Source organism: Dendronalium sp. ChiSLP03b, assembly GCF_034531165.2.
GTDB lineage: Bacteria > Cyanobacteriota > Cyanobacteriia > Cyanobacteriales > Nostocaceae > Dendronalium > Dendronalium minutum.
This window is the reverse complement of the sequence record NZ_JAVRBR020000040.1, coordinates 25,933-41,651: the sequence shown is the minus strand read 5'-3', so window position 1 is coordinate 41,651 and position 15,719 is coordinate 25,933. Positions and strand designations below refer to the sequence as shown.

Sequence of the window (15,719 nt, the reverse complement as noted above, 5' to 3'; positions counted from 1 at the left end):
CTTTTAGGGGAGAGGTTTGGAGAGGGGTTTTTAAATCCGTCGAACTCACGTTTTTTTATTCGTGATGGATGCGTACAAACTCCGCAGAGTCATCTGCACTAGCAGATTTTTTTGATGAGGTTGGATGCCTAGACGTTGAATGGCTTTGTATGTAAGTTGGTGATAGTAAGTGTCACTCAAAATTGCCACTAACTCTAATAATTCAGCATCATTGCCCAACACCCGTACAATCTGTTCACAAATATCTTCTATATCCGTATCTATCCCGGTGACAATAAACATATCGCGGCTGATACTAGGTTGATTAGATACCAGATTATAGGGTTCCAGGTTCGTCATCTGGGCAGCTATTCGGGGATGGGTGCTTCGCAGCAAGCGAATGTCATCTATCCCCTTAACTAACATCACTAAGCGATCTAATCCCCAACCTGATGCTAATGCTCTATACCTTGGTTTTAATAAACCGAGATTAACCTGACCACATTCTCCCACTTCAATTCAGTTGCCATCAACTAAAACCTCAATTTCTAAACCGTTATAAGTGTATGGGTGCGAGGTTTCCTTCAAACGGTAGCAGACACCTGGAAGAATTACATCAAGAATGGTGACGATTAATTTTACTAAAGCTTCTCTGCCCAACTGCTGGTGTTAACTAATCAATAGCTTGCCGCGTACATAAGTAAGCTGTTCTCTGCACCTCTGTGGTTCGTGGAAAATGCATTGATGTACAACAGCTTGCGGCTAGACATGGCTCAAATTCCCCATTCTCCCGCTAGCCTTTGCAAAGCCAATAAACTAGCACCATAAGCAGGTTCGTACTTGGGAAAAATCACTTTTATATGAGGAAACTTCTTAATTATAGATGCTGTAAATCTCTCATGTATTTTGCATCTAGCTTGCCAGACACTTCCTGTTGTCACAACTTCCAAAAATTCACTAGGGCTAAAAATGGCATCAACTGCTGTAGATGTTGCTTTTACTAACTCTTGCACAGCATCATCAATAATTTTATTTGCTACCTCGTCTCCTTCCGCTGCTGCTAAATCTACAATTGGTGCTAAAGCAGCTATTTCTTTTACTCTCCATCCTCGCCGATATATTACTTCTATTAAATCTTCTATACTGGCCAAGGCAAGATGCTGTGTGAACGCGTCTACTAAACTCGTAGACATATCACGCCCATCATAGGCTTTTAATGCTGCTTGCATTCCAGCAACAGCAATTTTATAGGCGCTACCTTCATCTCCTAAAATATAACCCCAACCGCCAACTCGTTTAGTTTCTCCTTGATGATTTCGCCCGAAAACTATAGAACCTGTGCCAGCAGCAACTACAATTCCTACAGGATGGCCAATACCACCAACTAAAGCAATCAGAGCATCGTTACAAATTACAATATTTGCTGGTTGTAAATCCCAGGTAAGAGGCAATAATTTACTATTCTGTAGTTCTTTTATTAAACTTTTTACTAGTTCGATATCTGCCGCGCGACCGACACCAGCTAAACCCAAGCAAATAGCTTCAATCCTGACTGCATTTGTAATATTTATCGCCTCATTTACAGCCGCGTAAATTGCAGATTCAATAGATTTTAGTGTTGCTTCAATGCCTATACTCTGATAGTTAGATGCGCCTGCTTCGCCACGACCTAGCACTTGACGCGCATCATCCATCAGGACACAAACAGTCTTGCTACCACCGCCATCTATTCCCAAAATATAATTCATGGACTGTATTAATGGTAATTATTTGGATGATTCTTCTTTTAAAGGAATAAAAAACAGTGCAATCATTCCAGGAATAGTGAGCAAACAGACCAAGATAAAAAATAATGGATATCCCAGCGCTTTTTGTAGATAGCCGCTAATTATTCCAGGTAGCATCATACCTAAAGCCATGATGCCGGTAGATATCGCAAAATGAGAAGTTTTGTATTCTCCTTGGGAAATATACATTAAATAAACACTAAAAGCTGTGAATCCAAAACCATATCCGAATTGTTCTAGAGAAACAAGAGGATACACTAATGTTAGCGAAGGTTTAGTATAAGCAAGATAAACATAAAATAAATCGGGTAAATTCAATGCTAAAGCCATAGGAAATAGACATTTTTTCAATCCATACTTGGAAATTACCAATCCTCCTAAAATTCCGCCACAAATTAAGGAAATTACACCAAATGTGCCATAAACTAAGCCAACGTCTGATGTTGAGAGTCCTAATCCGCCTACTTCTTGTTTATCCAAGAGAAATAAAGAGGCTATCTTGACAAGCATTGCCTCACCAAATCTGTAGAGCAAGATAAATGCTAGGATAGCTATAATCTTCTCTTGAGCGAAATACGAGCTAATTATTGTCCAAAATGGTATATTATCTGTTTCTTCGGGCTGTCGTTGGTTATCTGATTTTGGTATGGGTAAAATCAGGCGATGGAAGATAAAAATTATTGCTAAAATTAAAGCCGAAAAACCAATAGCTAGAGTCCAGCTTAAAGGGATATTCTGGAGAGATACTTCAAGTTTACCAGCTATAAATACCAAAATACCAGAGCAAAAGATAACAGCAAGTCTGTAAAATAGCGAACGAATGCCAACAAAAAATGCTTGTTGTTCTGGATTTAAAGCTAGGAGATAAAAGCCATCAGTAGCGATGTCATAAGTTGCGGAAATGAATGCTCCTATTGTCAATCCGGCGAGAGACAGGAAAAAGAAATTGGGCACTTGTAAAAATAAGGCTACTAAGCCCAAACAGCAGAACATGGCAAATTGGGTGTACAGTATCCATCTTCTTTTGGTGGAGTAAATATCTACAATTGGCCCCCAAAACATTTTGATGACCCAAGGCAGGTAGAGAAAACTTGTCCATAAGGCAATTTGTGTATTGTCTATTCCTAGTTTTTTGTAAAAGATGACGGAGACGGTGTTGATAATTACGTAAGGTACGCCGGAGGTGAAATAGAGGGTGGGGATGAATGTCCAAGGGGAAGTGGGTATGGTTTGATGTTTCATGGATTTTTTTTAACGAACCACAGAGACACAGAGAGGAGTTGTTAAGAGAGGATAATGCGTTTGATGCCGTCTTTTAGGAGAGGGACGTTGAAGTTAATCAGGAGGGCTAGGGGGTAGTTAGTTATTTTAAGGTAAGAAAGGACTTGAGCTTCATGAATAGGGGCTAAATTCTGGACAGCTTTTAATTCCACTATTAAACAGTTAGCAACCAGAAAATCTAATCTACCCTTGCCTACTTCATGTCCTTTATAATTTACCGTCACCCACTTCTCAAACTCATGAGGTATTCCGCGCCTCAAAAATTCTATAATCAGCGCCTCTTTATATACTTGTTCTAAAAATCCTGGCCCCAGCACCCTATGCACTTCAATCGCTGCCCCAATCACTCCGCCCGTAAGCCGATTCATTTCATCGCCCAAATTTCCTCTCTCCGCGTCCTCTGCGCCCACCGAAGTTTGCTCAACGGGGGGAACCCCCGCACGCAACTTCTCTCTGTGGTTCGTTTCCATCAAACCCTCTCCAACCCTGTGGCAAAATTTATTAGAGTCCTTCCACCTTAGTTTTCCCCGCATGACCGCAACCATTCCGAATCTCCCCAGTCTCTACGACCCCTTTACCACTGAAGCTAAGTGGCAAAAATTTTGGGAAGAAAACCAAGTCTACAAAGCCGATCCCAACCAAGGTGACGAACCTTACTGCATCGTCATTCCACCCCCTAATGTCACTGGCAGTTTGCACATGGGTCACGCCTTTGAAAGTGCATTAATTGATGTCCTCGTGCGCTACCACCGCATGAAAGGACGCAATACCCTGTGGCTACCTGGAACTGACCACGCTAGCATCGCCGTTCATACGATGTTGGAAAAGCAACTCAAGGCAGAGGGTAAAACTCGCTACGAATTGGGACGCGAACAATTCTTAGAACGCGCTAAACAGTGGAAAGCAGAATCTGGGGGAACGATTGTCAACCAGTTGCGACGCTTGGGTGTCTCGGTAGACTGGACGCGGGAACGGTTTACCTTAGATGAGGGTTTATCGAAAGCTGTTTTGGAAGCCTTTGTTAGCCTCTACGAAGAAGGTTTAATTTATCGTGGCGAGTATCTGGTGAACTGGTGTCCGGCTTCTCAGTCGGCGGTGTCTGACGTGGAGGTGGAAAACCAAGAGGTCAATGGAAATCTCTGGCACTTCCGCTATCCGTTGACGGATGGTTCTGGGTATGTGGAGGTGGCGACAACTCGACCAGAAACTATGCTGGGTGATACTGCTGTGGCAGTCAATCCTAATGATGAGAGATATCAGCACTTAATTGGCAAGACGCTAACTCTACCAATTATGAATCGAGAAATTCCCATCATTGGTGATGAGTACGTTGACCCAACATTTGGGACTGGTTTTGTGAAGGTGACTCCAGCCCATGACCCCAATGATTTTGAAATGGGTAAGCGTCACAATCTGCCGTTTATCAATATCCTCAATAAGGACGGTACGCTGAATGCAAATGCTGGTGAGTTTCAAGGACAAGACCGCTTTGTTGCCAGAAAGAATGTGGTTTCTCGCCTAGAAGCTGATGGTTTTTTGGTGAAGATAGAAGATTATAAGCATACCGTTCCTTATAGCGATCGCGGTAAAGTCCCCATTGAACCCCTCCTCTCGACTCAGTGGTTTGTCAAAATTCGCCCGCTAGCAGATAGGGCGCTAGAATTCCTCGACCAGAAAAATTCGCCAGAGTTTGTCCCTCAACGCTGGACTAAGGTCTACCGTGATTGGCTAGTCAAACTCAAAGATTGGTGCATCTCTCGCCAATTATGGTGGGGACATCAAATTCCCGCTTGGTATGCTGTCAGTGAAACGGGTGGACAAATCACCGATAACACTCCGTTCGTGGTGGCGAAATCAGCTGATGCAGCTTGGGAAAAAGCCAAATCAAAATTCGGCGAAAATGTCCAGCTAGAACAAGACCCAGATGTACTAGATACTTGGTTTTCTTCTGGACTTTGGCCGTTTTCTACTTTAGGCTGGCCAGAACAAACTCAAGATTTAGCGACTTACTACCCCACAACTACCTTAGTAACTGGCTTTGACATCATCTTTTTCTGGGTTGCCAGAATGACGATGATGGCTGGACATTTTACTGGGCAAATGCCGTTTAAAGATGTTTACATCCACGGGTTAGTGCTGGATGAAAACGGGCAAAAGCAATCTAAGACTAAAGGTAATGGTATTGACCCGCTGTTGCTGATTGATAAATACGGTACTGATGCCCTGCGCTACGCCATGATTAAGGAAGTCGCGGGGGCTGGACAAGATATCCGCTTGGAGTACGATCGCAAAAAGGATGAGTCAGCCTCAGTAGAAGCATCCCGTAACTTTGCCAACAAGTTGTGGAATGCCGCCCGGTTTGTGATGATGAATTTGGACGGTCAAACCACAGCCCAATTAGGTGAACCAATTGCTACTGAACTGAGCGATCGCTGGATTCTTTCTCGCTATCATCAAGTTGTTAAACAAACTGCCAATCACATTGATAATTACGGTTTAGGGGAAGCAGCCAAAGGACTTTACGAATTTATTTGGGGCGATTTCTGCGATTGGTATATCGAACTAGTAAAATCTCGGTTGCAAACAAGTGCAGATCCCGCATCCCGGCGAGTCGCCCAACAAACCCTCGCTTATGTGCTGGAAGGGATTTTGAAACTACTTCATCCCTTTATGCCCCATATTACTGAGGAAATTTGGCAGACTCTCACCCAACAACCAGCCGATTTGCCGCAAACTTTATCTTTACAACCCTATCCTCAAGCAGATATCAACTCAATTAATCCAGCTTTGGAAGAACAATTTGAACTGCTAATTGGCACTATTCGCACAATTCGGAATTTACGCGCTGAGGCGGATATTAAACCAGGGGCAAAAGTAACTGCGAATTTACAAAGTGAAAATGCACAGGAACGCCAAATTATCACCGCTGGACAATCTTATATTAAAGATTTGGCAAAGGTGGAAACTCTAACCATTACTGATGCACAAAAAAGCCAAACATTTGCTCAGAAAAAACCCCAAAAAGGTTTGAAATTCATTGCCCTAACTATTGTAGGGATTGTCTTCTTGAGGGTAGCTTTAGCTATCCCAGATGCAATTGATGATGTTCCCTTTTTTGGAACTTTCTTTGAAATGGTCGGTTTCGTTTATGCCAGTTGGTTTATAACTCAAAATTTAATCAGCGCACAGGCTAGACAAAAATTGTGGGGCAAATTCTTCCAGCCAACTAGCCAAAAAGAACTGCCAGAGATAGAATCACAACAGCCACAAGCACCAGAAAAAGCCATCGCTGGTGTAATTGGTACAATCCAAGTGTTAATCCCCCTAAGTAGCGACGTTGTAGATATCGAAATCCTGCGTGCCAAACTAGAGAAAAGTCTGAGCAAAGCTGAAGCAGAAGTAAATTCTCTCAGCGCCAGATTAAGCAATCCTAATTTTGTGGATAAAGCTAGAGCAGATGTGGTGCAAGGAGCAAGGGATGCATTAGCAGAGGCTGAAAAACAGGCGGAAATTTTGCGCTTACGCCTTCAGGCGTTGCAGTAAGCATTGCTTGCGTGGTTTAGTATAGCTGCAATGGGTAATGGGGTAGTTTTGATTTCCCATTGCCCATTATTAATTAAAAATTCTTAAAAAATTAAAAGTAGAAAATATTTTTGGAACTTAAAATTTGATATGAGAACAAAAATAAGATCATGCTATATCTAGCCCAGGTACATAAAAACGAATTTTTAGACCAGTACCAGTTGCGCTTATTAGCGCGTCAGGAAGCTGATAATGTCTGGGCAATTATCCCGGAAGAGGCTTTCATTCTCCTGGGAAAAGGAAACACTATGAGTGAAAAATTGCTTGTTTTAGTTGAGCTTTCCCCTACAGGCGACATCGAAAGGCTAGAAGAAGCTACTGATTGGGTACTACGTTTGGTGCAAGCGTATCTTAGCACTGGCATTACCCCTGATTTCTTACACCAGGAAGCAGAGCGAGCGGAACAGTGGCGACAATCTCTGACATTGCAAAACCAAGACTTAGCGCGTCGTTCTCTAGAATTGGAAGCCCGTCGCGAACAAATTCAAGCTTTAGAAGAAAGTATCAAACGTGACAAAAATGGTCACACGAAAGATGATGGGGGCAACTCGTAAACAATTTACAAAACTTTAAAAACTCTCTAGGTCTCTGTATATGGGCATGAATTTTACTAAATATTAGTAACAAAATAATAACTTTGTTAATGACAATTCATGCAACCACAGCAATAGCTCTAGTTAGACAGATACTAAATTTACAATTTTGTCTCTCACCAATTTATATTTCAAACAAGCCTAATCTTTTTTGGCAGCATCTTCAAAGTCTGTTAACGCGCAAGCAAACTCACTGAAAGCTGTTTTAATCAACACCTCTCTCATTCCTCTGTCCAGCGAAGAATTGCGTATGAGGTCTGTTAATTCTACAAATAGCAGAGAAAACATAAAACGATCTTGGCGCTCAACTTGTTTCAAGCAAGACGATATAAAATTATAAAGCTCTGTTTTTCTTGGTTTAGTTTGTTCTTCCCATATTTGCAGCGCTAGGCGGAAAGTTTTCAAGCGTATCTCATTAATATTGTAGGATGTGTCTTTGTAGCGAATTGATACGCGTTGAGGCAATTCCATAAGTTTTTACAGGGAAACTCAATATAAAGCTTTATTCAGTTTTATTTTGGCTCATCCGGAAAATAGTATTGTCATACAGATTTGCATTCAAAGATAAGTAATATCAAGTTGGGATAAATACCTATCATAAAACTGGAATCGTTACAGTGTATTTATTTACGTCTGATGCCCAAACGAATTGCGATCGCCAACCACATTTGTACGGAAGAACTGTTGGTTCGTTATCGTCAGGCAACAGAAGCGACAGAACGCAACCATTACCAAATCATTTGGTGATTAGCGACAGGAAAAACACCTCAGGAGGTGGCGCAAGTCACAGGATTTACAAGAATCTGGATTTATTAGTTAGTAAAACGCTATAACCAGTTTGGGACGAGCGCCTTGGGAGATCGACGCATCATAACCCAGGTAAAGAACCAAACTTGACAGATGTGCAACAAGCGCAACTGTGGCAAGTACTGGAAGACAAAGCACCAGACGGTGAGTTGTGGAATGGCCGCAAGGTGCAGATTGATTAAGTGAACTGACAGGAAAACGTAATAATAGTAGTTTCTCTGGATTTACTTCCGCATAGCTAGAGCAAATCTACAGTTCGTAGTTGAGTGTAAAGTCTGACTCTGCTTTTGGGAACACTTGATTTAGTCAACTGACTTTTCATCGCCAAGAAGTTTGAAACTCTTGGAGCAAGCTTATAAGTGAAAATTTATCAGTTTGGCTACATTTAATACCAAGGCACTCCTACATCAACATGAAATGGATTAAGCCGTCCTTATATCTTGCAGTCTTTTCCTTACCTACGTGTTTGAATCTCGTGCCGCTTTCTGCTTCAACAGCACAGGTACAGGCTCAGTTGCACCGTACAGAAAAAACTTGGCAAATTAGTCAGGCATTTAAGCCACCAAAGCGGGGAGATCCTCCTGCAAGTGCTGGGGGTTCAACCCGTGGTTCTTCTTGTTTAACAGGAAATCAGCCACTAACCTCTTTAATACCTTCAAACAAATTAGGATTGACTTTCGCTCAGCATCCAACATTTTTCTGGTATGTGCCTCAATCTCCAGTCAAAACTGCCAAGTTTAGAATTGTGGCTCATAAGGAGCAGAAATTGTTTTATGAAACAACTTTGAGACTTCCGAATAGACCCGGAATTATTAGCTTTACACTTCCGGAAAAAACACCTCCACTGGCAGTAAATAAAACTTATCACTGGTATCTGACAATCGTTTGCGATCCTGAAGACTCCAGCGAAAATCCTATTGTAGATGGCTGGGTGGAACGCACTCAACCAGAATTATCCTTGTCGCAGGCGCTAGCAAAGGCAGATTTACGGAAGCAGCCAACTCTCTATGCAGAAGCTGGAATTTGGCATGAAGCGCTGACCACTCTAGCGCAGCTACGCCGTTCTGAGCCTCATAGTTTAAAAACTCGGCTGGATTGGAGACAATTTTTCAAATCAGTTGGATTGAGCGCGATCGCCTCAGAACCAATGATTGACTGCTGCAAAGCGGAGAAATAAAAAATGGGGGAGCAGGGGGCAGGGGAGACGAGGAAGAAGTAATAAATGCTCTTGCCTCCTATCTCCTGTACAGACGCGATTAATCGCGTCTGTACTCCTAACTCAGCACTTAAGTATTATGTGGACAAAGCTAAAACCGCGAATTTGGCAATGGCGAGGTGTTCTGATGGCTGTTCCCAATGTTACAGCTCTAACGATCGCACTCCGCTTGACGGGATTGTTGCAATTATTGGAATTAGCAACACTGGATCAGTTTTTTCTCCTCCGTCCACCAGAGGCAGTGGATACACGCATTGTCATAGTTGAGATTAACGAGGCAGATATCCGCAAGCAGGGACAGTGGCCGATGTCGGATGCGGTGCTTGCTGGCGTACTAGAGAAGATTAGGCAGCAGCAACCTAGAGCGATCGGTTTAGATATTTATCGCGATCTACCCGTCAATCCCGGTCATCAAGCTTTAGTTAAGGTGTTTGAGTCTACTCCCAATTTGATTGGAGTCCAAAAAATCTCTGATACTTTCGATAGTTCTTCGGTTGATGCATCTCCATTACTAAAAAAACGCCATCAAATTGGGGCAAACGATCTACCTCTAGATGGGGATGGCAAAATTCGCCGAGGATTGCTGTACCTCAATTTAAAAAATGATGAGATTCTGGAAAGTTTTGGACTAAAACTGGCGTTGTTGTACCTCAAAGCTCAAGGGATTACCGAGCAACCAGCAGCCAATAACCCCAATTACTTACAGTTAGGTCGAGGTGTTTTTCCTACTTTTGAAGCGAATGATGGCGGTTACGTCCGAGCCGATGCAGGAAGCTATCAAGTACTTTTGAACTATCGAGGCAGAATCCAACAGTTTACAAGAGTCTCCCTCACAAAAGTACAAGAAAACCAGATTCCACCAAACTTAATGCGGGGCAAGGTGGTGTTAATTGGGGCAACCGCTGAAAGTTTAAAGGATTTATTCTACACACCTTACAGCAGTAATGTACTTACTGACCCAGAACGCATGGCAGGTGTGACAATCCATGCTAATTTAGTCAGTCAAATTTTGAGTGCAGCTATAGATGGTCGTCCGCAGATTAAGACTTTGCCTGAGCCGTTAGAATGGCTGGCAATTTTGGGCTGGTCAATGATTGGTGCTAGTTTGTGTTGGCTACAACGCCACAGCGGCAACCAAAAGAGTCTCATGGTTGTCAGTGTCTTTCTGGTGGGTGGCGGTTTACTCGGTGGTAGCTTTCTGGCGTTTCTTGCTGGTTGGTGGATTCCCGTTGTACCTTCAATTTTGGCATTTGCAGGATCTGCGATCGCTATCACCCAATATATTGCCCAAAGCGCTGCTCAGATGCGAAAAACTATTGGGCGCTATCTCACAGATGAAGTACTTGCCAATATACTCGAAACTCCTTCTGGATTAAAGCTAGGAGGAGAACGCCGCAAAGTTACGGTGCTTGTGTCTGATTTAAGAGGATTTTCTGCCATTTCCGAACAATTGCCACCCGAACAAGTAGTAACGATTCTCAATCTTTACTTTGGAGCAATGACAGAGGTGATTAATCATTACAAAGGTACGATTAATGAGTTTATGGGTGATGGCATCTTTGTGATGTTTGGTGCGCCGATTAGTCGCAAAGATGATTCTCAAAGAGCGATCGCTTGTGCTATGGCTATGCAATTGGCGATGCAGCAGGTGAATGAAAAAAATCAGCAAATGAACCTACCAATCCTTGAAATGGGAATTGGCATCAATACAGGCGAGGTCGTAGCAGGAAATATTGGTTCTCAAAAACGCGCCCAGTATACGGTCATTGGCAGTCATGTTAACCTAACTGCCCGCATTGAGTCCTACAGCGTCGGAGGGCAAATTTTTATTTCGGAAAATACGAGGAAAGATGCCAATATTGAACTCAAAATTGCTGGGCAACTACAAATAGAACCCAAGGGAATAAAAGACCCTGTGACAATTTACGAAATTTGTGGCATTGGCGGCAAATATAACTTGTTCTTGCCTCAAGACGATGAAACGATGATTAACCTGAATCAAGAATTGCCTGTAGAGTATACAGTTTTACAGGGTAAACACGCAGGGGGAACAGTATTCCGAGGGGAATTAGTTAGCCTTTCCGAAAAAGGGGCGCAACTGCAATCGCTACATTCATTAGAACTGCTCAGTAATCTCAAGCTCAAATTATTGATTGAACCAGAACTACCCCCAGGAGAAGAAAACCTCTATGCCAAGGTAATCAAAAAAGTTGATGAGTCTGTTTTTCTAATTCGTTTTACAGCCATTCCCCCAAAAGCGATCGCGGTACTCAATGCACTATGTCAGCCTGTTTGATTCGACAAATTAATAGAATTTCACTTAACCCAAATTCCACAATAGTAAATATACTTAAAATCTTGTTTTACGCAGATTGTTTTGTGAAAATATTAATTTTTATAAAACAGCTAAAACTCATAAACAACCAACGCTTCACACTTTTATCATCTATGAGTTTTACTCGCAGCCTTTAGACCCAAACAAACCGAAATTATTGAGAATGATGTTAAACACATTTGACATATAACGGTTCAATAACACAGATATACAAGATAATCATAACTTCATAATTTTTTTACATTATAAATAAAGTTTTTCATTACTGTAAAACTGATAATATCCATCTTTGCTTAACAATTTTTTTAGAAAAATATGAGTTTATTTCAAAATACTGTAAAGTACGTAAGTAATCCTTTACATCACTTGCAAAAGAACTTATTTTGTAATTTAAAGAACGAGCTGCGAATTCTTACGTAAAACAGATTTAGTATAAGGTTATAGAGATATGTCTAGTTCCGATTTGTCGATTGATGTGCTATTACAGCGTCTTCAAAGTCGTTCAAAGCTTCATGCTGGCTATCCTTATAACCTCGCATTTGATTATCAACATATACTGCCACTTTTACAATACACACTCAATAACTTAGGTGATGCCTACGTAGAAGGTAATTATGGAATCAACGCCAAGGATTTTGAACGAGAAGTAATTAGTTTTTTTGCAGGTCTTTATCATTTAGAAAAAGATGATACTTGGGGATATGTGACATCTTGTGGCACAGAAGGAAACCTTTATGGAATTTTGTTGGGACGTGAATTATATCCAGATGGAATTCTTTATGGTTCGGCTGATTGTCACTATTCAGTAGTCAAAGCTGCCAGGATGTTTCGCATACCATTTGTAGAGGTAAAAAGTCAGAGCCATGGCGAAATAGATTATTCATCGTTGCGTCAAGCTCTTGCGAATAATCGAAATAAACCTGCAATCATTAATGTCAATGTGGGGACTACAATTACAGGTGCAGTAGATGATATTAGTAAAATAGTACAAATACTTGCTGAACTAAATATAAGTCAATTTCACATTCATGTAGATGGAGCTTTAGGAGGAATGCTCATTCCTTATATGGAAGGAGCTACTCCTCTAGATTTCTCTCAATATCCAATTGGTTCTATAGCAGTTAGTGGTCATAAATTTATCGGTTCTCCTATTCCTTGTGGAGTAGTGCTAGCTCGCAAGCAAAAAGTGCAATCCTTTGATATAGAATATCTCGGTTCAACGGATACAACAATTACAGGGAGTAGGAATGGATTAACACCAGTTATACTCTGGGATGCTATTCAGCAGCGACAACATCTGTTTAAAGAGGAAGTATTACGCTGCCGTCAGTTAGCAGAATATTTCCAGAATAAAATTGCTGAATTAGGACATTTTGCACTTCTCAATCCCTTTTCCACTACGGTTGTATTTGAGCGTCCAGAGAAGTTAATCGAGAAACGATGGCAACTAGCTTGTTATGGAAGAATTGCTCATATTGTAGTTATGCAAAATCATAATGAATTAATATTGAAACAGCTTTTGCAAGAACTAGATTTAATGAGTGTAATAGCAGCATAGTTGAATAAGTAACGCTGCGCTCCAATTAAAAATTAAAAATGCACTATTGCTAGGTTTAGCCAATCAAGGGTTATTGCACTCGACTTATAACCGCTATAGTATCCTTATTTCCGCTGCACAAAGTAAGGAGATTCCTCAGCGTGACTTTTAGAGTTACAGTTGTAGGTGCTGGGATCGTGGGTCTGTCAGCGGCTTGGGCGCTCTGGCGTGATGGTCATCAAGTTACTGTGTACGAACAAAAAGCGCTTCCTAACTCTTTGGGTTCTTCAGTAGACCAACATCGGCTCATTCGCTATCCCTACGGCAGCGAATTAGGTTACACCTGCATGGTGACTGATGCCTATCAAGCTTGGGAAAAACTGTGGACAGATATCAACAAAAAGCTATACGCACCAACCGGAACTTTAGTACTGGCAAAAACGGGAGAAAGTTGGGCAAATGACTCCGCTGATACCTTGGGTCAGCTTGGTTTATCTGTGCAGTGGCTGGATGCTGACCAACTTCAGCACACTTTCCCATTGCTGGTAGCTGACGACGTGGAGAGTGCCTTTTATCTGGATAGCGGCGGTGTTTTGTTGGCTGACCAGATAATTACAGCAATGGTACAACACCTAAATAGCAGGGGAGTAACCTTTCATACGCAAGTGCAAGTGCGCGAGATTGTACCTGACCTTGCCCGGATTGTACTGAGCAACGGAATTGTCGTAGATGCCGATACGTTGGTAGTAGCGGCTGGACCTTGGGTTACGAGGCTACTGCCAGATTTGAGTCAGCGTGTCACGCCATCACGTCAAGTCGTGGTTTATCTTGAGCCACCTCCTGACACAATAGCTCAATGGATCGCTGCACCAATGATTCTTGACATTGACCCTGACAGTGGCTTTTATTTAGTGCCTCCTGTTCTCGGCACTGAACTGAAAATTGGCGACCATCGCTTTACATTGACTGGCGATCCCGATTGTGAGAGAGAAGCTGATGAAGCTGAGGCGCGTACCATCTTTGAGCAATGCAAACAGCGATTAAAGGAATTTGACCGCTATCGCTTGCAAAGGAGCTGTACCTGTTTTTATACAGTCGCACCTCAAGAGCGCTTTATTGTAGAGTGTTTAGGTAATTCATGGTTAATGACTGGTTTTTCCGGGCATGGCTTCAAGTTTGGGCCATTGCTTGGTTTAGCTTTAGCTGAGGCTGTAGCAGGTCGTCGTACAGCAGATGAACTGAGTCAATGGGCTGCCGGTCATGCAATTTGAGATTTTGGATTTTAGATTTTGGATTATCTTGTTTATCCGTTGATGGGTAACACGATCGCAAACTCAGTTTCTTGACCCAGTACAGAATTTACCTCAATCACCCCACCGTGCTTTTCTACCACAATTTGATGAGCGATCGCCAACCCTAACCCAGTTCCTTTGCCCACTGCTTTAGTGGTAAACAAATGGTCAAAGATACGTTGTTTGACTTCCTCAGTCATCCCTGTGCCGTTATCGGCAATTTGAATTTTTACGCGATCTTTATCTGGCATTGATGTCAAAATCGTGATGCAATTGGGATTGGCATTGATTTTTTCCAGGGTACGCTCTTGATTAGATTCTTCCAAAGCATCAATGGCATTTGCCAATAAATTCATAAATACCTGATTCAATTGACCCGCAAAACACTCGATTAGTGGTAATTTTCCGTACTCTGTTACAACCTCAATTGCTGGACGCTCATAATTGGTTTTTAAGCGGTGTTTGAGAATCAGAATTGTACTTTCAATTCCCTCATGAATATCGAACAAAACTTTGTAATCTTTATCGGCTCTGGAAAAGGTTCGCAAGGAAGTGCTGATGTTGCGAATCCGTTCAACCCCAAGTTTCATAGAGTTAATTCACTTAGGTAGGTCTTGGCGCAAATACTCTAAATCGATCGCTTTGATGTTCATCTGCAATCTCAGCATCGGGATTAGGCAGTTTTTCTTGATACAGGTCAATTAGCCCGAATAAATCTTTTGGCGTTGCATAACAGTGGGATGAATTGAGGTAAGCAGGGGAGGCAGGGGAGGCAGGGGGAGAATTTTAGAAGTTGCTAAATCATCCCGCAACTATGCAACGCCAATCTTTTATATAGTCTTTTGCTGGTTCAATGTTTCCAGCAATAAAGCCAACAGGATTATTAATCTCGTGAGCAACCCCGGCAACTAAATTTCCTAAAGCCGACATTTTTTCATTCTGCACCAGTTGCAGTTGCATGGTTTGGAGTTCTTTTAGAGTCTGCTCTAAGTCTTGAGATTTCTGACGTAGTTCGGTTTCAGACTGCTGGAGAGCTGCTTCGGCTTGTTTGCGATCGCTAATATCCATAATTAAACCATCCCAAACGATCGTACCATCCGCTTGTTGTTCGGGGCGCGATGCCGCTTGCACCCATTTGACAGTTGCTGATGGTGTGATGATTCGCCACTCATGCACAAACTGAGTTAGGGTTTGGGCAGACTCCACCATCGCCTGCTCAATGCCTGCAACATCATCGGGATGTTCCATGAACCGAGCATTTTGCGTTCCTGCCATCAATTCCTCTGCCCCTCTGCCGCTCTTTCTAGTGT

At 42.2% G+C, this 15,719-nt stretch carries 12 protein-coding genes and 2 pseudogenes; 7 read left to right on the top strand and 7 right to left on the bottom strand.

Annotated elements, in window-relative coordinates; translation table 11 throughout:
* Positions 1 to 45: 45 nt before the first annotated feature.
* From RMY31_RS09550 to RMY31_RS09530, 5 genes are all read right to left on the bottom strand, one after another.
* Positions 46 to 492: a hypothetical protein gene (locus RMY31_RS09550; RefSeq protein ID WP_322664338.1), complete on the bottom strand. Its 447-nt coding sequence runs from the start codon at positions 490 to 492 to the stop codon at positions 46 to 48.
* 6 nt (positions 493 to 498) lie between these two features.
* On the bottom strand, positions 499 to 639 hold the full coding sequence (locus RMY31_RS09545) for a hypothetical protein (protein WP_409877816.1): 141 nt from the start codon (positions 637 to 639) through the stop codon (positions 499 to 501).
* Positions 640 to 752: 113 nt separating this feature from the next.
* Positions 753 to 1,727, bottom strand: a complete 975-nt coding sequence (locus tag RMY31_RS09540; RefSeq protein ID WP_322664340.1) for an N-acetylglucosamine kinase — start codon at positions 1,725 to 1,727, stop codon at positions 753 to 755.
* Between the two features lie 18 nt (positions 1,728 to 1,745).
* Positions 1,746 to 3,008 (bottom strand): MFS transporter, encoded by a 1,263-nt coding sequence (locus RMY31_RS09535; RefSeq protein WP_322664342.1) that lies wholly within the window; start codon positions 3,006 to 3,008, stop codon positions 1,746 to 1,748.
* 41 nt (positions 3,009 to 3,049) lie between these two features.
* Positions 3,050 to 3,517: a GxxExxY protein gene (locus RMY31_RS09530; protein ID WP_409877815.1), complete on the bottom strand. Its 468-nt coding sequence runs from the start codon at positions 3,515 to 3,517 to the stop codon at positions 3,050 to 3,052.
* Positions 3,518 to 3,578: 61 nt separating this feature from the next.
* On the opposite strand from RMY31_RS09530, the gene RMY31_RS09525 reads away from it, so the two are divergent.
* Positions 3,579 to 6,590, top strand: a complete 3,012-nt coding sequence (locus tag RMY31_RS09525; protein ID WP_322664344.1) for a valine--tRNA ligase — start codon at positions 3,579 to 3,581, stop codon at positions 6,588 to 6,590.
* Positions 6,591 to 6,739: 149 nt separating this feature from the next.
* Entirely contained in the window at positions 6,740 to 7,183 is a 444-nt protein-coding gene (locus tag RMY31_RS09520) for a hypothetical protein (RefSeq protein ID WP_322664346.1), read from the top strand.
* Between the two features lie 180 nt (positions 7,184 to 7,363).
* On the opposite strand, the gene RMY31_RS09515 is transcribed toward RMY31_RS09520, so the two are convergent.
* A complete protein-coding gene (locus RMY31_RS09515; protein ID WP_322664348.1) occupies positions 7,364 to 7,693 on the bottom strand; it encodes a hypothetical protein in 330 nt (109 codons plus the stop codon).
* A 165-nt stretch (positions 7,694 to 7,858) separates the two neighbouring features.
* Between RMY31_RS09515 and RMY31_RS09510 the strand changes: the two are divergent.
* From RMY31_RS09510 to RMY31_RS09490, 5 genes and pseudogenes are all read left to right on the top strand, one after another.
* Positions 7,859 to 8,199: pseudogene (locus tag RMY31_RS09510) on the top strand (helix-turn-helix domain-containing protein); the annotation flags it as partial.
* Between the two features lie 242 nt (positions 8,200 to 8,441).
* Positions 8,442 to 9,206 (top strand): DUF928 domain-containing protein, encoded by a 765-nt coding sequence (locus RMY31_RS09505; protein WP_322664353.1) that lies wholly within the window; start codon positions 8,442 to 8,444, stop codon positions 9,204 to 9,206.
* A gap of 118 nt (positions 9,207 to 9,324) precedes the next feature.
* Entirely contained in the window at positions 9,325 to 11,541 is a 2,217-nt protein-coding gene (locus RMY31_RS09500) for an adenylate/guanylate cyclase domain-containing protein (RefSeq protein WP_322664356.1), read from the top strand.
* A 487-nt stretch (positions 11,542 to 12,028) separates the two neighbouring features.
* Positions 12,029 to 13,138 (top strand): histidine decarboxylase, encoded by a 1,110-nt coding sequence (locus RMY31_RS09495; protein WP_322664357.1) that lies wholly within the window; start codon positions 12,029 to 12,031, stop codon positions 13,136 to 13,138.
* 140 nt (positions 13,139 to 13,278) lie between these two features.
* Positions 13,279 to 14,388, top strand: a complete 1,110-nt coding sequence (locus tag RMY31_RS09490; RefSeq protein WP_322664359.1) for an NAD(P)/FAD-dependent oxidoreductase — start codon at positions 13,279 to 13,281, stop codon at positions 14,386 to 14,388.
* 32 nt (positions 14,389 to 14,420) lie between these two features.
* Here RMY31_RS09490 and RMY31_RS09485 read toward each other — a convergent pair.
* A pseudogene (locus RMY31_RS09485) lies at positions 14,421 to 15,657 on the bottom strand (sensor histidine kinase).
* Positions 15,658 to 15,719 lie beyond the last annotated feature (62 nt).

Coding starts and splice junctions, on each gene's coding strand:
- RMY31_RS09525 (WP_322664344.1), top strand. CDS start 3,579: ATGACCGCAACCATTCCGAATCTCCCCAGTCTCTACGACCCCTTTACC.
- RMY31_RS09520 (WP_322664346.1), top strand. CDS start 6,740: ATGCTATATCTAGCCCAGGTACATAAAAACGAATTTTTAGACCAGTAC.
- RMY31_RS09500 (WP_322664356.1), top strand. CDS start 9,325: ATGTGGACAAAGCTAAAACCGCGAATTTGGCAATGGCGAGGTGTTCTG.
- RMY31_RS09530 (WP_409877815.1), bottom strand. CDS start 3,517: ATGGAAACGAACCACAGAGAGAAGTTGCGTGCGGGGGTTCCCCCCGTT.
- RMY31_RS09515 (WP_322664348.1), bottom strand. CDS start 7,693: ATGGAATTGCCTCAACGCGTATCAATTCGCTACAAAGACACATCCTAC.
- RMY31_RS09535 (WP_322664342.1), bottom strand. CDS start 3,008: ATGAAACATCAAACCATACCCACTTCCCCTTGGACATTCATCCCCACC.
- RMY31_RS09495 (WP_322664357.1), top strand. CDS start 12,029: ATGTCTAGTTCCGATTTGTCGATTGATGTGCTATTACAGCGTCTTCAA.
- RMY31_RS09505 (WP_322664353.1), top strand. CDS start 8,442: ATGAAATGGATTAAGCCGTCCTTATATCTTGCAGTCTTTTCCTTACCT.
- RMY31_RS09540 (WP_322664340.1), bottom strand. CDS start 1,727: ATGAATTATATTTTGGGAATAGATGGCGGTGGTAGCAAGACTGTTTGT.